This is a genomic window from Acinetobacter sp. YH12136, from assembly GCF_013418545.1.
In the GTDB taxonomy this organism is placed as follows: domain Bacteria; phylum Pseudomonadota; class Gammaproteobacteria; order Pseudomonadales; family Moraxellaceae; genus Acinetobacter; species Acinetobacter towneri.
Map to the genome: position 1 here is coordinate 30,882 of NZ_VPBV01000017.1, position 20,775 is coordinate 51,656.

A 20,775-nucleotide genomic window follows, 5' to 3' on the forward strand; every position below is an offset into this window, starting at 1 on the left:
AAATGAATAACAGTGTGAAAGATTTTATTTTTGGGGATGGTAATACAATGAACAATTTGTTCCGTCAGTTTTCAATGGGTGCAGTCGCAATGGCCGTGATGCAAGTTGCCAATGCCCAAGTCAGCATTACCAACATCGTACCCATGCAAATTCCGGGGCAGGGCACCGAAATTCGTGTGATGTTTAATGGTTTGCCACCTCAACCTGCTGCATATCAGCTCGAACAACCTTCCCGCTTGATTCTAGATTTTGATAAAGCACAACAAACCCTGAAACAAAACAGTGTTGCTGTTGCGACCAAAGAAGCCAGCTCTGTAGAGGTCAGTTCAGATGCACAGCGTTCACGTTTAACTGTGAACTTAGCAGATGCGGGGCCATTCACCACGCGGGTTGAAGGCAACACCTTTATTTTAAAAATCAACTCAAAAACGGCTACCCCTGTGGCTGCCGTGACTGCTCAACGTAGTGCGCAAGGCGTTTCCAATATTGGTTTCCAGCGTGGCGGTGAAGGCGAAGGTCAGGTGGTGATTGATTTACTCGGTAGCAATACGCCTGTAGATGTGCAGCAGCAAGGTAGCAAAATTGTGGTACGTACTTTAGGTAATAAAATACCTGCACATTTGGCGCGTCGTTTAAATGTCAATGACTTTGCAACACCTGTTTCGACCATTGATGCACACAATGATGGCAGCAATGGGGTGATTACTATTCAGGCTGCAGGCAGCTATGAATATATGGCATATCAAGCAGAAGACAAACTAACGATCAGCCTCAAACGCCCGGTTGATAAAAACCCGTTAAAACTTCGTGCAGCGCAAAGCTATACAGGCAAAAAGATTTCATTGGATTTCCAAGACATCGAAGTGCGTCGTGTATTGCAGTTACTGGCTGATTTCACAGGCGTAAACATGGTGGCAGCAGACACCGTGCAAGGTAACATTACCTTACGTTTAAAAGATGTACCTTGGGATCAGGCCTTAGATATTATCTTGAAAAGCAAAAACTTGGATAAGCGTCGTAATGGTAACGTAATCTGGATTGCGCCTGTTTCTGAATTGATTAAAGCCGAAGAAGAGGAAGCTAAGGCGATTGCGCAAAGTGTCAAGTTGGCGCCATTACAAACTGAATATATTCAATTGAACTATGCTAAAGCTGCAGATATTGAGAAGCTGATTACCGACGGTAAAAACGCTTCTAACTCACGCAGTGGTTCTAACACAAATGACCCATTAGGTGATAGTGTGGGCAGTTTGCTGAGCCCACGTGGTACAGTGTCAGTAGATCCACGTACTAATACCTTAATCATTAATGATACATCGGCAAAAATTGATCAGATTCGTCAAATGATTGATTTGCTTGATGTGTCTGTGAAGCAGGTGATGATTGAAGCACGTATTGTTGAAGCAACTACTGGTATTACTAAAGATATGGGGGTGAAGTGGGGTATCTTGTCACAAGGGATTACCAACAATAATAACTTGTTAGTCGGTGGTAGTGATACGACCTTGTGGAACTTGCGTGAACCAGAAAAAGATGATGATACGGGTGGTTGGAAGTATGAAATTGAACGTCCGCAAAACCTGAATGTCGATTTGGGGGCGAGTGTTGATAAAGCGGCTCGTATAGCATTTGGTTTAATTAGTTTGTCTGATTTTATGTTGGATTTAGAATTATCTGCTTTAGAGGCAGATGGTCAAGCTGAGGTTGTATCGACTCCAAAAGTATTAACAGCAGATAAAAAGCAAGCAGTTATTACATATGGTGAAGATATCCCATATCAAACAGTTAGCCAAGATGGTACTCAAACAACTATGTTTAGTGCGAACTTAAAATTAGATGTGACTCCTAATATTACACCTGATGGAAAAGTTGCGATGGAGTTAATCGTCAATAATGATACTTTGGGTGCGTTGACAGCAGCAGGGTATAGAATTAATCGTAATGAGGTTAAAACGAATGTTTTGGTTGATAATGGTGAAACTATAGTTTTAGGTGGTATTTATAAAGAATCTAAATCGAATGCTGAGAAAAAAGTACCTTTCTTAGGGGATATTCCTTTTGTTGGTAATTTATTTAAAAATACTAGTCGTAATAATCAGAAAGCAGAATTGCTGATTTTTGTTACACCACGAATTGTTAATGACAGTGTTTCAAGAAATCATTAATATATTTTCAATTTAAACAAAATTTATAGGTGACTCCTTGCTAAGCAAAGAGTTTGACACCCTACCAAATATCTATTTGGTAGGGCCGATGGGGGCAGGTAAGACTACTGTAGGACGCCATTTGGCGGAACTGTTAGGGCGTCAATTTCTAGACAGTGATCATGAAATTGAGCGTAAAACAGGCGCTACGATTCCTTGGATCTTTGAAAAAGAAGGCGAACAAGGGTTTCGTGGTCGTGAAACAGCGGTCATTAATGAGTTAACCACACGGCATAAACTTGTACTCGCTACAGGTGGTGGTGCGGTAACTCAAGCCTCGAATCGTGAATTTTTAAAACAACGTGGTATTGTTGTTTATCTATATACTCCTGTTGAAATTCAACTTCAGCGAACCTATCGCGACAAAAATCGTCCTTTACTTCAAGTCGAAAACCCCGAACAAAAATTACGCGATTTGCTTGCAGTGCGTGATCCGTTGTATCGTGAGGTTGCACATTATATTATTGAAACCAATCAGGGTGCTGCACGAGATTTGGCACAAAAAATCTTAAATACGATTGTTTCAGAGCAAATATCTTAGGAAGAAAGCGACTCTTTTCATGCAGACTTTACATGTTGAACTCGGCGATCGCCGTTACCCTATTTTTATCGGTAGTGATCTTCAACCCCAAGAACTACTTGCACCTTATATTCTAGGTCAGCAAGTCATGATTGTGACCAATACCACGGTTGCAGCTTTGTATTTAAGTCACTATGTGACGGCTGTGGAAGCACTGGGCAAAAAAGTGGCAACCTGTAGTTTGCCTGATGGAGAAAAATACAAAGATATTCAGCATCTCACTCTTATTTTTGATGCCTTGCTGGAAGCTGGTTTTAACCGTGATTGTACGGTGCTGGCTTTGGGCGGTGGCGTGATTGGCGATATGGCAGGTTTTGCTTCGGCAAGCTTTCAGCGCGGGGTGTACTTCATTCAAGTACCAACCACTTTATTGTCGCAGGTCGATTCAAGTGTGGGTGGCAAAACCGGGATTAATCATCCACTGGGTAAAAACATGATTGGCGCGTTTCAACAACCACAAGTGGTGCTGGCCGATATGTCTCAACTGAATACCTTACCTGAGCGTGAGTTGTGTGCAGGCTTAGCCGAAGTCATTAAATATGCTCTTTTGGGAGATGTTGAGTTTCTAGAATGGCTTGAAACGCATATGGAAGCATTAGTGGCGCGTGATCCTGCTGTATTGGCAGAAGCGGTATATCGTTCATGTGCACACAAAGCACGTATTGTTGCTAATGATGAAAAAGAGCAAGGTGAGCGCGCTTTATTGAATCTCGGGCACACCTTTGGGCATGCGATTGAATCTTATTTGGGTTATGGTGAATGGTTACATGGTGAAGCTGTCGCGACAGGAATGGTGATGGCCGCTGATTTATCGCAGCGCATGGGCTGGATTTCTGCCGAAGATTTAGAGCGTACAAAAAAAATCATTTCTCGTGCTAATTTACCGATAGTATGTCCGGAAATTCCACTGGACAAGTTTTTGGCTTATATGGCACATGATAAAAAAGTGTTGAATGGTCAATTGCGTTTGGTGCTCATGAAGCAATTGGGTCAAGCCATCATCACCAAAGAGTTTGACTTAGAATTGATGAAACAGGCGATTTTAGCCAATCAAGCATAAAAGGCAGCATATGACAGCACTGCGTACACACTGGCAAAAAATTCAACAGTCAATTTGGTTGCTGGGCGCGGTGCTGTGTTTATTGGCGGCACTGATTTTTTGGGCGGTGACAGACCGTGAAGAACTGGTTGAAATTGAAAAACAACCAGAGTCTGAAATTGATCTGCAAATTCAACCTGAAAAGGTTGCTGCAACCACTTATTTAGGTGGTTTACAAGAAGAAGTTCGACCTTTGGAGCTCACCACGCGATTAACGGCTTCAGGCTTGCATGAGGCTGAATTTCGGGGTACTAAATTTATTCAGGAACAAAAAAATAACAGCACAATTGAATTGTTTCGGGTCAGTGATGAAAACATCATTAAAAGTTTTATTAAAAAGCAAACAGATCGGAGCAAGCTGTTTTATATTCGTTTAAGTGGTGAGGGGCAGTCTGAACAATATGTGATGCTATATGGTAGTTTTGGCAATAAACGCGAAGCTGCACATGCTTTGACAGCACTGCCATTCAAATTTCCTGAAACCATTCAGCCTGTAGTGGTGCAATTTGCAGATTATCGTCCTTATGTCAATGATTTAGGGGCAGATGAAATTGGATTGAGCACTAAATTATATGCAGTAAATTTACGTCCTGCAGCTGTGCCTGTAATCGATGAAAGTGTTTTAGCTCGTCCACCTGCAACCACAACGACTGCACCGACTACGCAGGCTGTTGCCCCACAAAATAGTACCACCAGTACTACGATTACCCGCCGTGATCAGGAGGGTAATGTCGTGGATGTACAAAAATCACAAAGTGGTACTGCACCTGTTCAGCCCGATGCACCTGAACCTGAAGTGCGCGATCCTTTTAACTAATCACAAACATTTCCAATATTCTTTTAGCTTCATTTTAGTCATTCAAACCATCGCTTGCCTTTATTTGTTCTATTCTTTTTGTCTATGATTCGCATTGAGCTATTCTGGCTCAGTTGCACCAATTTGATCTAAAAATACTATTCTTCTCATACATAAATGCGTTCTAAAATGGCGCAGCATGGTGTATAAAAAGAATGAAGTGCACAAAAACAGTGCGAATTTGACTTAAAAATGCGATTTTATTTTACATTTAAGCGGTGAATGCCGAAATTTGGTTATGGTTGAATAAAAAAATAAAGTTGGCATTGTTTTTGCTTTTATTGGTGCATGAATTGAGTTGTTGTCCCTATTTTGGCGCAAAATAGATTCAATGATTGTGCGAAACTGTCAAATTTGCCTGCTACATTCAAGTGTAAAAGTTGCGTAAATGATAGCGAGGTCATTCAAGCTTTTTAATCGGCATAGATTAAAATAAATGTGTGACATTTCATTTACCCAAGGTTGATGTTTAGAGTTGTAAATTGAGTTAAATCGCAAAACTAGATTGTTTAATTGGCCCAATTGGGCAAGTAAAAGAAGGGTACGCTATGCACATGCCATCGCCTAATACTGTAGCTCCCGCTCAAGGTTTATACCAACCGGATGAGTTTAAAGATAACTGTGGTTTCGGTTTAATTGCCCATATGCAGGGTGATGCAAGCCATGATCTCGTCAAGACTGCCATTCATAGTTTAAGTTGCATGACCCACCGTGGTGGTATTGCCGCAGACGGTAAAACGGGCGATGGATGTGGTTTGCTGTTGGCAATGCCAAAGCAATTTTTCCGTGAAGAAGCAAAACGCTTAAGTGACATTACCCTGAGCGAAATTTTTGCAGTGGGTACGGTATTTCTGAACCTAGACCCTGCTTTGGCTACACATGCTAAAAATATCCTGACCAAAGAAATTGAAGCTGAAGGCTGTAAAGTTTTGGCTTGGCGTGTGGTGCCAACCAATAATGAGGCATTGGGCGAAATCGCCATGCAGTCTTTGCCTGCGTTTGAGCAAATTATTGTCAATTGCCCATTGGGTGTGACTGAAGTTGAATTTAACCGCAAATTATTCTTGGCGCGTCGTCGTGCTGAGCAGCAATTGACTGCTGATCCATATTTTTATGTGACCACGCTATGCTCAACCGTGATCAGCTATAAAGGTTTGATGATGCCTGCAGCGATTGCAGACTTTTATACCGACCTTGCCGATGAACGTCTGGAATCACATATTGTGGTGTTCCATCAGCGTTTTTCGACCAACACTTTGCCACGTTGGCCGTTGGCGCAGCCGTTCCGTTACTTGGCACACAATGGTGAAATTAACACCATTACCGCCAACCGGAACTGGGCGATGGCACGTACCCCTAAATTTGAAAATCCATTATTGCCAGGTTTGACAGAACTAAACCCAATTGTAAACCGTACAGGTTCAGACTCCTCAAGCTTAGACAATATGCTGGAAATTCTGGTGGGTGGCGGAATGGATTTATTCCGTGCCTTGCGTATGTTGGTTCCACCTGCATGGCAGAACGTTGAAACAATCGATGCCGATTTACGTGCTTTCTATGAATTTAACTCTAAACATATGGAAGCGTGGGATGGTCCTGCAGGTTTGGTGATTCAGGATGGTCGTCATGCCATCTGTATGCTAGACCGTAATGGCTTACGTCCTGCACGTTGGGTGATCACCAAAAATGGCTACATCACTTTGGCCTCTGAAATTGGGGTGTGGGGTTATGAACCTGAAGATGTAATTTCTAAAGGACGTGTTGGTCCTGGTCAAATTTTGGTGGTGGATACCTTTACTGGCAAAGTGCTCGATACGCAGGATGTAAATAACCATCTGAAAAGAATGCGTCCTTACCGTGAATGGTTACGTGAAAATTCAATCCGTTTACAAGGTAGCCCAGAGCTTGAAGAATATTTATGTGACCACGGCTTAAAAGGCGATGCCTTAAAAGCTGCACAAAAAATGTTTATGGTGACCTTTGAAGAACGTGACCAGTTATTGCGTCCAATTGCAGAAAGTGGTCAGGAAGCTGTCGGTTCAATGGGGGATGACACCCCAATGGCGGTATTGTCACGTCAGGTTCGTCATGTGTCGGATTATTTCCGTCAGCAGTTTGCGCAGGTGACCAATCCACCGATTGACCCATTACGTGAATCGATCGTGATGTCTTTGGAAACCTGTTTAGGGCGTGAACAAAACGTATTTGAGCAAGGCCCAGAGCATGCAGACCGCTTGATTATTTCAAGTCCTGTGCTGACCAATTCTAAAATGCATCAGATTCGCACTTTGGGACGTAAAGGCTATGAAATTGCCGATATCGACTTGAACTATGCAGAAAGTGAAGGTTTGCAAGCTGCTATTCAGCGTATTTGTGAAGCAGCTGCGCAAGCGGTGCGTGATGGAAAAACTTTATTGGTGCTTACTGATAAAAAAATCCGTGAAGGTTATTTGCCTGCCAATGCCGTCATGGCCACAGGTGCGGTACATCACTACTTAATTCAAGTCGGTTTACGTACCGATGCCAACATTATTGTCGAAACGGGCTTTGCTCGTGACCCACATCAATTTGCAGTATTGCTCGGTTTTGGTGCAACAGCGGTATATCCATATTTGGCTTATGATGTGATCAATGACTTGATTGCCAAAGGTGAGTTATTGGGCGACCCAGTCTATGCACAAAGCAATTTCCGCAAAGGCATTGAAAAAGGCTTGCTCAAAGTCTTATCAAAAATGGGTATTTCAACTGTAGCTTCTTACCGCGGTGGACAATTATTTGAAGCGGTTGGTTTGTCTGCTGAAGTGGTGAATACCTGCTTTATTGGTGTACCGAGCCGTATTCAGGGTGCTACTTTTGCCGACCTTGAAAATGATCAGAAAAAACTGGCAGACACTGCGTGGAAATCACGTAAGCCAATTGATCAGGGTGGTTTGCTGAAATTTGTATTTGGCAAGGAATACCATGCTTTTAACCCAGATGTGATCAATGCATTACATAAAGCGGTACGTTCAGGCAATTATGCAGATTTTAAAGAATATGCAGAAATCGTGAACAATCGCCCTATTGCAACCATTCGTGATCTCTTTAAATTGAAAACAGACAATTCAATTGCCTTAGATCAAGTAGAATCGGTTGAGCAAATCCTGCCACGTTTTGACTCAGCGGGGATGTCTTTAGGGGCATTGTCGCCAGAAGCACATGAAGCCATTGCGATAGCCATGAACACCATTGGTGGACGTTCAAACTCAGGTGAGGGTGGTGAAGACCCTGCGCGTTACGGCACTATTCGTAACTCGAAAATTAAACAGATTGCTTCAGGGCGTTTTGGGGTAACTCCTGCTTACTTAACATCTGCAGAAGTATTGCAGATTAAAGTGGCGCAGGGTGCAAAACCGGGTGAGGGCGGTCAGTTACCAGGCGGTAAAGTGAATGGTTTGATTGCCCGTTTGCGTTACTCTGTACCGGGTGTGACTTTAATTTCTCCACCACCACACCACGATATTTATTCGATTGAAGACTTGTCACAATTGATTTTTGATTTAAAACAAGTCAATCCACAAGCCATGGTGTCGGTCAAATTGGTATCTGAACCGGGTGTAGGTACAATTGCCGCAGGTGTCGCTAAAGCCTATGCCGACTTCATTACCATCTCAGGTTATGATGGTGGTACAGCAGCATCGCCATTGTCATCTATTCACCATGCAGGTTCGCCATGGGAATTAGGTTTAAGCGAGGCGCACCAAGCTTTACGTGTGAATGATTTGCGTGGCAAAGTTCGTGTACAAACCGATGGCGGTTTAAAAACTGGCCTAGATGTGGTTAAAGCTGCAATTTTAGGTGCAGAAAGCTTCGGTTTTGGTTCAACACCAATGATTGCTTTAGGCTGTAAATATTTGCGTATTTGCCACTTAAACAACTGTGCTACTGGTGTAGCAACGCAGCAAGATCACTTGCGTCAGGAACACTATATTGGTGAACCACAAATGCTGATCAACTTCTTCACATTTATTGCTGAAGAAACTCGTGAATGGTTAGCAGCATTGGGTGTGGCAAGCTTAAAAGACTTGATTGGTCGTACCGACTTGCTAGAAATTTTACCAGGTGAAACCGAAAAACATGCGCACTTAGATTTAAGTGCCTTGTTGGAATCGCACCCTGCGGCAGAAGGCAAAGCGCAATACTGTCAGGTTGAAGGCAATGCACCGTTTGATAAAGGTATCTTGGCTGAAAAAATGATTGCAGAAATGTTGCCTGCAATTGAAGCAGGTACAGGGGGCGATTATTACTTTAATGTGAGCAACTGTGACCGTTCAATTGGTGCCCGTATTTCAGGTGAAATTGCGCGTCGTTATGGTAACTTGAGCATGGAACATCATCCTGTCAAATTGAACCTTACGGGTACAGCGGGACAATCTTTAGGTGTTTGGAATGCAGGTGGTTTGCATATCAAACTTGAAGGCGATGCCAATGACTATGTGGGTAAAGGCATGGCGGGGGGGCGTATTTCCATCTTCCCACCAAAAGGTTCGCCTTTCCAAACTCAAAACACAGCGATAATTGGTAATACCTGTCTCTATGGTGCAACCGGTGGTAAATTATTTGCTGCAGGTACGGCAGGTGAGCGTTTTGCGGTGCGCAACTCGGGCGCGTTTGCAGTCATTGAAGGCGCAGGCGACCATTGCTGTGAATACATGACAGGCGGTATTGTGACTGTATTGGGCAAAGTGGGTCATAACTTCGGTGCAGGTATGACCGGTGGTTTTGCTTATGTACTCGATTTAGATAATGACTTCGTTGACCATTACAACCATGAACTCATTGAATTGAACCGTATCTCAACTGAATCGATGGAAGAACATAAAGAGTTCTTGTGCCGTATTTTAGATGAACATATTAAAGAAACAGGCAGTGCGTGGGCATACAAAATCCGCCATGAGTTTGATTTCTATAGCCGTAAATTCTGGCTGGTGAAACCAAAAGCTGCAAACTTGCAGACTTTGTTAAAAACCACCCAAGCAGATCCACAATAATCCACGACTCAGCATTCGGCAGATGTGGATAACTTTAGACTTATACCCAGTGTAAATGTCGCGTTATCCACATCCACCTACGGAGAAAGACATGGCAGAACGCCTACATAATGACTTTCAATTTCTGGATGTAGCACGCCAAGATCCAGAGAAAAAAGATCTCGATGTCCGCAAAAATGAGTTTGTGGAAATTTATAAACCGTTTACTGCAGAAGTGGCGACCAATCAGACCCATCGTTGTTTGGGCTGTGGTAACCCGTACTGTGAATGGAAATGCCCTGTGCATAACTACATTCCGAACTGGCTTAAACTAATTTCGGAAGGTCGTGTTTTTCAGGCGGCAGAATTGTGTCATCAAACCAATACTTTGCCTGAAGTTTGTGGACGGGTTTGTCCACAAGACCGTTTGTGTGAAGGCGCATGTACCTTAAATGATGGTTTTGGTGCAGTGACCATTGGCAATGCCGAAAAGTACATTAACGATACTGCTTTTGCCTTGGGTTGGCGTCCAGATATGTCGCATGTGAAATGGACCGATAAAAAAGTTGCGATTATTGGTGCAGGCCCTGCAGGTTTGGGCTGTGCCGATATCTTGGTGCGTAATGGCGTCAAACCAGTGGTCTTTGACAAACGCCCTGAAATTGGTGGCTTGCTGACCTTTGGTATTCCAGAATTTAAAATGGAAAAAGACGTGATGAAACGCCGTCGTGAAATTTTCTCGGGCATGGGGGTTGAATTCCGTTTAAATACTGAAATTGGTACAGATATCACCATTGAACAACTGCTTGCAGATTACGATGCGGTATTTATGGGTATGGGCACATACACCTATATGAAAGGTGGCTTTGCTGGTGAAGATTTAGATGGCGTTTATGATGCACTGGATTTCTTGATTGCCAATGTCAACCGTTGCCAAGGCTGGGAAAAAGACCCTGCAGAATACATCAGTGTTGAAGGCAAGAAAGTGATTGTACTGGGTGGTGGTGATACTGCCATGGACTGTAACCGTACATCAATTCGTCAAGGTGCGCAGGAAGTGACCTGTGCTTATCGCCGTGATGAAGCTAATATGCCAGGTTCACGCCGTGAAGTGACCAATGCCCGTGAAGAAGGTGTGAACTTCTTATTTAACCGTCAACCAATTGAAATTGTCGGTGAGAATGGCAAAGTCACTGGTGTCAAAGTCGTGACCACGCAATTGGGTGAGCCAGACAGTCGTGGTCGTCGTAGTCCAGAGCCTGTACCAGGTTCAGAAGAAGTTTTAGCTGCCGATGCCGTATTACTTGCTTTTGGTTTCCGTGCTAGCCCTGCGGACTGGTTTAGCACTGCCAATATTGGGGTAGATGGTTCAGGTCGTGTGGTTGCAGCAGAACAGCAAACATTCAAATTCCAAACGTCTAACCCGAAAATTTTTGCAGGGGGCGATATGGTACGCGGTTCTGATTTGGTGGTGACTGCAATTTGGGAAGGTCGTCAGGCAGCTGAAGGCATTTTAGATTATTTGGATGTCTAAACGAGTTTCTTTTGCTTGGATCTTGAAAGGGCTGAGTTTTAAGGAATTCAGTCTTTTTTTATTGGATATTTTATCTCTCTTATCTTCCTTTAGGAATATATTCCCATCCCTGAGCCATATATTGCCTAAGAACAGAAACTTCAATATCAATTCAATCTACTGCGCAAGGTTATTGTTTGATCTAAACAATTTGCTGATTCGCTCGATTAAACAAAATACACATACAGGTCAGAATTTCACGTTAGAATGAAATCATTTCAAACAAATACAAAGAAAATTTAGAGGTTAATGTATGAATTTCACAAAAAAAATCATGCTCGCAGTGGCTTTAAGCAGTACCTTGACTTTAAGCGGTTGTGGCTATAACACCTTACAAGTGAAAGATGAAGCCGTAACAGCGGCTTGGTCAGAAGTCCAAAACCAATATCAACGCCGTGCCGATTTAGTGCCAAACTTGGTGAATGTGGTCAAAGGCTATGCCAAACATGAAGAACAAGTCTTGACTGAAGTCACTCAGGCACGTGCCAATGTCGCAGGCTTAAAAGTGGATAAGTCGGTATTGGAAGACCCTGCGTTATTCCAGAAATATCAGGAAGCTCAGGCGCAAATGACCAGTGCCTTATCACGTTTAATAGCGGTGTCTGAAAATTATCCAGACTTAAAAGCCAATGAGCAATTCCGTGATTTACAAGTACAATTAGAAGGTACAGAAAACCGTATTGCCGTGGCGCGTAACCGTTACATCAGCACAGTGCAAGACTTTAACAGCTATGCACGTCAATTCCCGCAAGTGATGACCGCAAAAGTCATTGGGATGGACACCAAACCAAACTTCAGTGCCGAGCAAAGCGCACAAACTGCACCGAAAGTTTCGTTTGAATAACGCCTAGGAGGATGTCTGGATGCTGCAATCGCACAGCAAGACCTGTATAAATCTAGTGCAGATGCTGCTGCTCATGGCAGTTATGTGTTCCAGCTGCTTGGCATATAGTGAAGTTGCCACCGCAACCGATGAAACCGCCGAAGCTGTGGTGCTAGGTAAAATTGTACAGCAACAGCATCCTCAAACTGCCAACTCTATCCCAGAACTTGTAAACTCACGCCAGTCTACATCTAGCACTCAGCAAGCACCTGTAGAAACACCCGTTCAGCAACCGAAAATTGACAATGATATGGCAGAGGGTGAATCTATCCGTGCTTTGCCGACATTGAATCAGCCCGTAGTCGATCAAGCCAATTTGCTCACTGCTGCAGAAAAACAGGAAATCAGCCAGCGGATTTTAAATTTACATCAACAAGCCAAAGCACAAATTGGGGTGGTGATTGTACCGACCACAGGGCAGGAAGATATTTTTGATTTTGCTATGCGGATCGCAGAACAATGGCAGCTCGGTTCTGCCAAGCAAGACAATGGTGTGTTGATGGCAATTGCAGTCAATGACCGTCGGATTCAGATTTTAACAGGTTATGGTTTAGAGGGCGTGCTGCCCGATATTGTAGTCAGTCGGATTATTAACCAACGTATTACGCCGTATTTTAAACAAGCGCAATATGCACAAGGCATTGACGCAGGCTTGGCAGAAATTGAACGGATTTTAAACCTAGACCCCGAAGTTGCGGCACAGGCAGCGCAAGAACTGAAACAGCGTCAGGAACAAGCCTTGCAAGAACAACAGGCGCGTGAAAAAACCTTGAGCACTGCTTTATTTATTTTAATTGCGGGGGTAATTGGCTCACTGATTGTCGGAAAACGCTTAAGTGCTTCAACCGCTGCCGTGGCAGGTACAGTGGCAGGTTTGGTCAATGGTGCAGGCTTAATCACCAGTTTAATGATTGGCGCGGGAATTTTCTTTTTACTCATCACTGCGATTGCACAGACCATTTTCCAAATTTTCTTGTCCTCTGCAGGGCGTGGAGGCGGACGTGGTGGTGGTTTTGGCGGCGGCGGTTTTGGTGGCGGTGGCTATAGCGGCGGCGGTGGTGGCTTTGGTGGGGGAGGAGCATCAGGATCATGGTAACCACAACAGATACAACAGAAATTATTACTCAACCGAAAATGGACATTGCAGCGCGTCCGAGTGTAAAGCGTTGGCTGAAGCATTTCTTTTATTTACCTGCCACCAAACGTTTTTTTAATGCGCAGGATCAACATGCCATTGCAGAAGCAGTGACGGCTGCCGAGCATGGGCATGTAGGTGAAATTCAGGTGGTGATTGAAGGCTGTTTACCCTCGCGGTTGGCGTATGCGATAGATACGCATACCCGTGCTCGCCAATTATTTGCAGAATTAGGTGTTTGGGATACTGAACTTAACAGTGGGGTTTTGCTGTACCTGAATTTGTGTGAGAGCAAAGTGGAAATTGTGATAGACCGTGGGATTAAAACTGCGACTACGCAACAGGAGTGGGATGATGTCTGTGCGCATATTGTGCAGGGTTTGGCACAGCAGCAGTATCGCCAAGCGGTGATGACAGGTGTGGAAGAAATTGGTGAAATTTTGGATGTGTTTTATGACCGCCAGTTGCTAGATACACAGAATGAATTAGGAAATGCACCGATTATTTTAGGATAGATTTTTGTCAATCTAGGTCCCTCTCTTTGAAAGATGGGGGAGGGATTATTCATGATTTTTGCTATATAAAACTTTACTTTTGAGATTTTACAATTCTTCGCTATGTGTCATAGATGGTTTACTCTGTCTAAAGCATAGAGGTAGAAAAAGCTCAAAATTGATTACCGCACACAACTTAAATTTGCTGAAATTTAAATCAAATACATAAAAAATAGATGACGTAATAATATAAAGTGTGATCTATTTCTCTAAAAATGACAAAATTTGTTAAACTCAAGGGTAATCCTCCCATAAATAACCGAAGTTAAAAGTAGAGGTTAAGCAGCCATTAGAGGTGGCTTTCCTTTGTTAGCTTGATGTGGTCTTTCATGGTTGTAATGCCACAACCAGTTTGTTGCATAATCTTGTACTTCATCCAAAGTATCAAATAAATGCTTGCTCAGCCAACTATAACGTATGGTCCGATTATAGCGTTCAATATACGCATTCTGCTGTGGCTTACCCGGTTGAATATATTCAATACGAATACCGTGCTCAGTAGCCCAGCGCACAAATTCGTGACTGATAAATTCGGGACCATTATCGCATCGGATCACTAACGGTTTTTCTCTCCACTCCAGCAATTGATTCAACGTACGAATAACCCTGATTGTGGGCAATGAGAACCCTGCTTCAATGGCTAGGCCTTCGCGGCGGTAATCATCAATCACATTCAATAATCGAAACTTGCGACCATCGGAAAGCTGATCATGCATAAAATCTAATGACCAAACCTGATTTTCTCGGATTGGTTCTTTCAATGGTTCAGGCGCATGCCGTTTTAGTCTTCTTCTCGGTTTAATACGCAGATTCAGTGCCAACTCACAGTAAATGCGGTAAACCCGCTTGTGATTCCAGCAGCAACTCTCAACATGCCGTAAATACGAGAAGCACAAACCAAAGCCCCAATCGGAATTTTCCTCAGTGAGTTCAATGAGCTGTTCAGCAATGAGTGCATTGTCATCGCTGAGTTTGGCTTGATAGCGGTAGCAGGTTTCACTAATGCCAAATGCTTTACAAGCCAAACGAATACTAATGGCATGCTGGGCAACTGCCTGTTGTGCCATCTTACGCCGGCAAGATGGCTTTACCCTTGCGCAGCAGTGCTGCTCATTGCCATCGCTTCCTGGATGATTTCGGCCTTTAATCGCTCTTCCGCATACATCTTTTTAAGTCTGGTATTTTCGGCTTCTAGCTCTTTCAGTCGAGCCACTAATGATGTATCCATACCACCATATTTGGCACGTCATTTATAAAAGGTAGCATTACTCATGCCGTGTTCACGGCAAAGGGTCGCTACAGGTGTGCCAGATTCAGCCTGTTTCAAGATGGACATGATCTGACTGTCAGTAAATTTAGATGTTTTCATGCAGAATCTCCTGCTCGTATCTTAAGAGAAAATTCTACTTTTAGATCCTATTATTTTTAGGGGGGATTACCCCTCAAATCAGCAAGTCATGGCTTGCCAACTGGTCGAATCTCAACACGTTCTTCGCTTACTCTATGGATATTCGCAAAGCGATTTACACGACGAATGCGATTGAATCATTCAACAGCGTTATCCGCCATGCAACCAAGAAAAGAAAAATCTTCCCAACTGATGATTCCGTGAAAAAGGTGGTATATTTAGCAATTATGGCAGCAAGCAAAAAATGGACGATGCCTATTCAGAATTGGAAAGCTGCCATGAATCGCTTTAGTATCATGTTTGAAGAGCGTGTAACCAAGTATTTTTAAAACTGTATTTACACAGAATTATTTACACCCTCTTATATGCCTTTACAAATTGTTGGCAAATATAATTGGCGAATTTGTGATGATGCACACTCCCAACGCGCTGCACCATTTCCAGCATAATTCATCATGGCAAAAGTGAGGGTTTTTCCTGCAACACCTGCATTCATACCACTACTATTAAAGGTAAATTGAAACGCACATACAGCACCTGTATAGGCGGTAATACCAACACTTTGAATATATTTGGTATTTACTGTTCCTGATGAGTCTAAACCTAAGTCTTCAGGAGTGGTTGGGCATGTTCCACTTTCCCCATATTTTACCATCAATTCCGACTTCAATGCACTTGCCATATTGATTGCCTCAGAAATCTGTGCCCGAGTAGTATAGTTTTGATAGGCTGGAATTGCGATTGCAGCCAAAACCCCAATAATGGCTATAACAATCATTAATTCAACGAGTGTAAATCCTTTGATACTGATCACGGGGATGATCTCCAAATATAATCTTTCCAGAAGATAATCAAGAAACATGCCAGTATTTAATTTAATATATTTCAATTGTTTATTGGTTTTATAATATTCAGGCGTTGACAAATATTGTCATTAATTTAAAAAAAAGGACGACTTTTTTGTTAAAATTTTATAATAATTTCAAATGGTTGGATTTGCATTCGACATGGATATTTGTCGTATATTACTGTTGTTTGCCTTGATTTATGCAGAGGTGAATAACCGATTCTATATCTTATTCATAATTCGGGGTAATATAGCGCAATTAGAAATCTACCAAGCTATTGAATGAATAAAAGAATTCTTGTCGTGACACGCAACCTACCGCCTCTGATAGGAGGGATGGAACGTTTAAATTGGCATATTGCAGATGAACTTTCTAAAGACCATGATGTAAGTATTATTAGTCATACTGAAGCAAAAACGACAGCACCTCAGGACACTACGTTTTATGGCGTCCCTCTCAATCCATTACCTATTTTTTTAATTTTGGCTTTTTTTCAAACATTCTGGCTTTGCATCATTCAGCGCCCAGATATTTTATTTGCAGGCAGTGGCTTAACTGCACCAATCGCTGTTTTTTGGGCCAAAATTTTTAGAAAAAAAAGTATCGTCTATATTCATGGTTTAGATATTGGTACGGACAATAAGTTTTATAATTCTTTATGGATTCCTTGTATTCGAAATGCAACGCAAGTCATCGCTAATAGCTCTCCAACCTATGATATCTGTCTTAGAAAAGGCATAAAAAAAGATAAACTGAGTATTATTCATCCAGGTGTAAGTTATCCCGCAATATCCATCAATTTAGGGCTGGTCGATCAGTTAAAGGAACAATATCAACTCCAAGAAAAAAAAGTATTAATTTCTGTTGGACGTCTGACTCAGCGGAAAGGATTAAATGAATTTATTGAACACAGTTTCTCTCAAATTGTCCAAGCCATTCCAAATACAGTTTTAGTGATCATTGGTGACACACCCAGTCAGTCACTCAATAAAAATTTACAATCTAAAGAGCTTATTTTGTCGACTGCGAAAAAGCATCAGATTGAGCATCATATTATTTTCACGGGTAATATTAGTGATGATAATATTTTGTCTAGTTTTTATTATTTGGCGGATCTTCATGTTTTTCCAGTTAAACACATCCCAGATGATCCAGAGGGCTTTGGAATGGTTGCGATTGAGGCAGCGGCACATGGAACACCAACCATTGCTTTCGCTACTGGTGGGATTGTCGATGCTGTACAAAATAACAAGACAGGTTATTTAGTTGAAAATCAGGATTATCAAGACTTCACAGATAAAGTGATTCGATTATTACAGGACGAGAGTTTTATGAGCCAACAAGATTGCCAAAATTATGCCGAAAAATTTGCTTGGTATAATCTTAAAGATAAATTTGAAAAAGTAATCGTGAATTTATGAAAAATACTAAACCCGCAATATGGTTTCCCACAGTTAGAACCAATACTGGTTCGGATAAATTTACAGAACAATTAGTTTCAGCTTTAAATGAAAGAGGATTTCAAGCTGAAATCACATGGCTACCGCATCATGCAGAATACTTACCTTGGCTTGTCCCTGTTCCACAGAAGCCTGATTGGGCAAATATCACACATGTTAATAGTTGGTTGCATCCTAAATTTTATCCCAGTCAGCTACCAATAGTTGCATCAGTGCATCTTTGTGTTCAAGATCCAAAGTATTTACCATATAAAACGATAGCTCAAAAATATTATCATCAGTACTGGGTCACCCCAATAGAAAAAAAGTGTTTTGCACAGGCAGATCGTATTACTGCTGTTAGCCAATATACTGCTGCGTGTGTTGAGAGACTTTTTGATATAAAAGCAGTTCAACCAATTTATAATGGTATTGATACAGATATTTTCTGTGATCACCCTCAAGTAAGCAAAGACAAAAATGAACCATTTCGTTTGTTATTTGTTGGAACGAATTCAATTAGAAAGGGTTTTGACTTACTACCCCGAATTATGGAAGAGTTGGGTGATGGATTTGAGTTACTTTACACAAAAAGTGAGTCTAGTGCCGCCGTCGTATCCAAAAATATGAAGGCCATACCTTACCAAAGTCCATCGGATTTAGCTCGATTATATAGATCAGTAGATGCTCTAATTTTTCCATCTAGGCTTGAAGGATTTGGTTTAGTTGTCGCCGAAGCGATGGCCTGTGGTTTACCCGTAGTGATTTCTGATTGCTCTTCATTAACTGAGCTGGCTGATCATGGAATGACTGGCTTTCTTTGCAAAAAAGATAATATAGATGATTTTGTTCAGACCATAAGGCATTTAAAGAAGCACCCAGAATTATGCGTTGAGGTCGGAAGAAAGGCTAGAGAAAATGCTGTGGCAAATTTTAATATAGATGATATGGTGGATAAATATATCGAGATCTATACCAGTGTAGTAGCTTAATGATGAGGGGGTAAATATTATTCTATCTAAACATCCGTAATGTTAATTTAATCACGAGGATAAGATATTGCACCCATTTATTTTCTTTTGTAAGTAACTGAACTCTAAACATTTCTGTGCAACCACCAAACATATCTCTAGCACTTACTCCATCTACTCCATAGTTACCCACTAATTTGTCAATAACTTTAACTTGGGCGCCACTCTGGCAGCAATGTTTGATAAATAGCTGATCTGCCGTTATGGGAAATTTCCTTGAATAGAATCCATATTTCTGATGTAGTTCTTTTCGAATAAGCGCACCCACTGAATGGCAGGAAATAAAAGCCCGCATCCCAAATAGCCAGCTCCAGCTATGCCCCATCGGCTTTGCAAGTTCATTTCCCATTTTTACAGTTGCGGTAATTATGTCGATATTGCTATTTATTGCATTTTTATAATCTGCAACGGCATTTGGGTAAAAAATATCATCAGCCCCAGCAACTAAATAATACTCACCTTGAGAAAGTTTGACACCTTTATTAAACGCATCATAAATGCCGAAGTCTGCTTCGGAAATTATTTTAATATTGAGATCATCAATTTTTTTTAGGATATCTAGGGTGTTATCTGTTGACAGCCCGTCAACCACAACCCATTCAAAATTCGGATCAACTTGATGTCTTAAACTTTCAATTAAAGAATGAATATGATTTTCAGCATTATAAACTGCGGTAATAACACTAATCTTTCCATCAAAAACTTCTAATTTTTTCAGCATTTAGATACGTCCATACTCATCTTTAAATCGCAAAATGTCATCTTCTCCCAAATAACTACCAGATTGTATTTCGATTAACTCTAAAGGAATGCAACCAGGGTTTTCCAAACTATGTAAAGTACCTAAAGGAATAAAAGTGGATTCATTTTCTGAGACATAATACTGTTCTTCGCCTTTAGTGACTTTTGCAGTTCCTTTCACCACTACCCAATGTTCTGCTCGATGATGATGCATTTGCAGTGATAGTTTTGCTTTGGCATTGACTGTAATTCGTTTGACTTGGTAGCGCGAACCAACATCAATACAATCATATTTTCCCCAAGGTCGAACGACTTCTTTATGCTGCCGTAGTTCTACTCTCTGTTCATTTTTTAATTGTTCAACGATTTTTTTAATCTCTTGCGATTTATCTTGATGAGCAATTAAAACTGCATCTTTGGTCTCAACAACAATGAGATCTTCCACACCAAACACGGTGACTAAGCGAGAAGCTGAATAAACATAGTTACGCTGACTTTGTTCGGCTATAACATCACCAAATATAACATTCTGATTCGCATCCTTTTGATTCGATTCCCACAATGATGACCACGAACCTAAATCATTCCAGCCTACATCAAGACAAATAACCACACCTTGAGTGGTGTTTTCCATAATGGCGTAGTCAATCGAATTCTCTGGACACTGTTGGAATTCTTGCAAACCAATGCGAATAAAATCTAAATCTTTAGTTTTATATTGCCATGCGTTTACACAGCATTGATAAATATCAGCTTGATGATGTTTTAACTCTTGTAAAAAGAGTGGAGTTTGGAACATAAACATCCCACTATTCCACAAATAATTTTGACTTGATACATAGTGTTCTGCCGTTTGTAAATCTGGTTTTTCTACAAATTTGTCCAGTTTGTAAGTATTTTTTTCTTTTATTTGCTCGCCTAATTGAATATAGCCATAACCTGTATGAGGTTCTGTTGGCTTTACTCCAAATATAACCAGTTTCTCTAATCGTGCTTGTTGTTCCGCAAGTAAGATACTGTGCTGGAAAGCAGGGATGTCGGCAATATAATGATCTGCGGATAAGACTAACAAGCTCACACTTTGGTCAGGATATAATTCTAGTGCCTGTAATGCCGCTAGGGTAATCGCTGGAGCAGTATTTTTAGCGCAAGGTTCTAAAATAATAGAAGCGTGAGCAATATCAATTTGGCGTAATTGCTCTGCGACAATAAAACGATGATTTTCATTGCAAACAATGATTGGAGGTAGAACCTGTTGGGATAAATTTTCTAAACGTTTTAGGGTCAGCTGTAACATGGTGTATTGCTGATCGACCAAGTATAAAAACTGTTTGGGATTGGATTGGCGGGAGAGGGGCCATAGTCGTGTACCCGATCCTCCAGCTAAAATCACAGGTACAATCATGCTTGTATCC

The 20,775-nt window shown here is 41.6% G+C and carries 14 protein-coding genes and 2 pseudogenes; 12 read left to right on the plus strand and 4 right to left on the minus strand.

Annotated features, from left to right (window positions below; all coding sequences use genetic code 11):
• Positions 1-2 precede the first annotated feature (2 nt).
• The 9 genes from FTU71_RS09135 (at position 3) to FTU71_RS09175 (ending at position 13,854) form a co-directional block, all read left to right on the plus strand.
• Positions 3-2,165, plus strand: coding sequence for a type IV pilus secretin PilQ (locus tag FTU71_RS09135; protein WP_180111866.1), 2,163 nt, complete (start codon positions 3-5; stop codon positions 2,163-2,165).
• A gap of 37 nt (positions 2,166-2,202) precedes the next feature.
• Positions 2,203-2,745 carry a shikimate kinase AroK gene (gene aroK, locus FTU71_RS09140; RefSeq protein ID WP_180111868.1) on the plus strand — a complete coding sequence of 181 codons (543 nt, stop codon included), beginning with the start codon at positions 2,203-2,205 and terminating at the stop codon, positions 2,743-2,745.
• A gap of 19 nt (positions 2,746-2,764) precedes the next feature.
• A complete protein-coding gene (gene aroB / locus FTU71_RS09145) occupies positions 2,765-3,844 on the plus strand; it encodes a 3-dehydroquinate synthase (RefSeq protein WP_180111870.1) in 1,080 nt (359 codons plus the stop codon).
• 10 nt (positions 3,845-3,854) lie between these two features.
• Positions 3,855-4,700: a hypothetical protein gene (locus FTU71_RS09150; RefSeq protein ID WP_180111871.1), complete on the plus strand. Its 846-nt coding sequence runs from the start codon at positions 3,855-3,857 to the stop codon at positions 4,698-4,700.
• Positions 4,701-5,293: 593 nt separating this feature from the next.
• A complete protein-coding gene (gene gltB / locus FTU71_RS09155) occupies positions 5,294-9,769 on the plus strand; it encodes a glutamate synthase large subunit (RefSeq protein ID WP_180111873.1) in 4,476 nt (1,491 codons plus the stop codon).
• A gap of 91 nt (positions 9,770-9,860) precedes the next feature.
• The gene (locus FTU71_RS09160; protein WP_180111875.1) at positions 9,861-11,282 is read left to right on the plus strand and encodes an FAD-dependent oxidoreductase; all 1,422 of its coding nucleotides are present in this window, start codon (positions 9,861-9,863) and stop codon (positions 11,280-11,282) included.
• A 292-nt stretch (positions 11,283-11,574) separates the two neighbouring features.
• Positions 11,575-12,165, plus strand: a complete 591-nt coding sequence (locus FTU71_RS09165; protein WP_180111877.1) for a LemA family protein — start codon at positions 11,575-11,577, stop codon at positions 12,163-12,165.
• Between the two features lie 19 nt (positions 12,166-12,184).
• Positions 12,185-13,300, plus strand: coding sequence for a TPM domain-containing protein (locus tag FTU71_RS09170; RefSeq protein WP_180111879.1), 1,116 nt, complete (start codon positions 12,185-12,187; stop codon positions 13,298-13,300).
• Complete coding sequence (locus tag FTU71_RS09175; protein ID WP_180111881.1) at positions 13,294-13,854, plus strand: TPM domain-containing protein; 561 nt, start codon at positions 13,294-13,296, stop codon at positions 13,852-13,854. Before FTU71_RS09170 ends, FTU71_RS09175 begins: the two co-directional genes overlap by 7 nt.
• Positions 13,855-14,171: 317 nt before the next feature.
• Here the strand turns inward: FTU71_RS09175 and FTU71_RS09180 are convergent.
• Positions 14,172-15,262: pseudogene (locus FTU71_RS09180) on the minus strand (IS3 family transposase).
• 71 nt (positions 15,263-15,333) lie between these two features.
• Between FTU71_RS09180 and FTU71_RS09185 the strand changes: the two are divergent.
• A pseudogene (locus FTU71_RS09185) lies at positions 15,334-15,630 on the plus strand (transposase); the annotation flags it as partial.
• A 32-nt stretch (positions 15,631-15,662) separates the two neighbouring features.
• On the opposite strand, the gene FTU71_RS14665 reads toward FTU71_RS09185, so the two are convergent.
• Positions 15,663-16,115, minus strand: a complete 453-nt coding sequence (locus FTU71_RS14665) for a pilin (protein WP_373684949.1) — start codon at positions 16,113-16,115, stop codon at positions 15,663-15,665.
• A gap of 369 nt (positions 16,116-16,484) precedes the next feature.
• Between FTU71_RS14665 and FTU71_RS09195 the strand changes: the two genes are divergently transcribed.
• Positions 16,485-17,570: a glycosyltransferase family 4 protein gene (locus FTU71_RS09195; RefSeq protein ID WP_257222472.1), complete on the plus strand. Its 1,086-nt coding sequence runs from the start codon at positions 16,485-16,487 to the stop codon at positions 17,568-17,570.
• A complete protein-coding gene (locus tag FTU71_RS09200) occupies positions 17,567-18,580 on the plus strand; it encodes a glycosyltransferase family 4 protein (protein ID WP_180111885.1) in 1,014 nt (337 codons plus the stop codon). Before FTU71_RS09195 ends, FTU71_RS09200 begins: the two co-directional genes overlap by 4 nt.
• A gap of 22 nt (positions 18,581-18,602) precedes the next feature.
• Here FTU71_RS09200 and FTU71_RS09205 read toward each other — a convergent pair whose 3' ends face one another.
• Positions 18,603-19,340 carry a glycosyltransferase gene (locus FTU71_RS09205; RefSeq protein WP_180111887.1) on the minus strand — a complete coding sequence of 246 codons (738 nt, stop codon included), beginning with the start codon at positions 19,338-19,340 and terminating at the stop codon, positions 18,603-18,605.
• Positions 19,341-20,765: a mannose-1-phosphate guanylyltransferase/mannose-6-phosphate isomerase gene (locus FTU71_RS09210; protein WP_180111889.1), complete on the minus strand. Its 1,425-nt coding sequence runs from the start codon at positions 20,763-20,765 to the stop codon at positions 19,341-19,343.
• Between the last annotated feature and the right edge of the window lie 10 nt (positions 20,766-20,775).

Coding starts and splice junctions, on each gene's coding strand:
- FTU71_RS09150 (WP_180111871.1), top strand. CDS start 3,855: ATGACAGCACTGCGTACACACTGGCAAAAAATTCAACAGTCAATTTGG.
- aroB (WP_180111870.1), top strand. CDS start 2,765: ATGCAGACTTTACATGTTGAACTCGGCGATCGCCGTTACCCTATTTTT.
- FTU71_RS09135 (WP_180111866.1), top strand. CDS start 3: ATGAATAACAGTGTGAAAGATTTTATTTTTGGGGATGGTAATACAATG.
- FTU71_RS09175 (WP_180111881.1), top strand. CDS start 13,294: ATGGTAACCACAACAGATACAACAGAAATTATTACTCAACCGAAAATG.
- FTU71_RS09205 (WP_180111887.1), bottom strand. CDS start 19,340: ATGCTGAAAAAATTAGAAGTTTTTGATGGAAAGATTAGTGTTATTACC.
- FTU71_RS09165 (WP_180111877.1), top strand. CDS start 11,575: ATGAATTTCACAAAAAAAATCATGCTCGCAGTGGCTTTAAGCAGTACC.
- FTU71_RS09210 (WP_180111889.1), bottom strand. CDS start 20,765: ATGATTGTACCTGTGATTTTAGCTGGAGGATCGGGTACACGACTATGG.
- FTU71_RS09160 (WP_180111875.1), top strand. CDS start 9,861: ATGGCAGAACGCCTACATAATGACTTTCAATTTCTGGATGTAGCACGC.
- gltB (WP_180111873.1), top strand. CDS start 5,294: ATGCCATCGCCTAATACTGTAGCTCCCGCTCAAGGTTTATACCAACCG.
- FTU71_RS09200 (WP_180111885.1), top strand. CDS start 17,567: ATGAAAAATACTAAACCCGCAATATGGTTTCCCACAGTTAGAACCAAT.
- FTU71_RS09170 (WP_180111879.1), top strand. CDS start 12,185: ATGCTGCAATCGCACAGCAAGACCTGTATAAATCTAGTGCAGATGCTG.
- FTU71_RS09195 (WP_257222472.1), top strand. CDS start 16,485: ATGGAACGTTTAAATTGGCATATTGCAGATGAACTTTCTAAAGACCAT.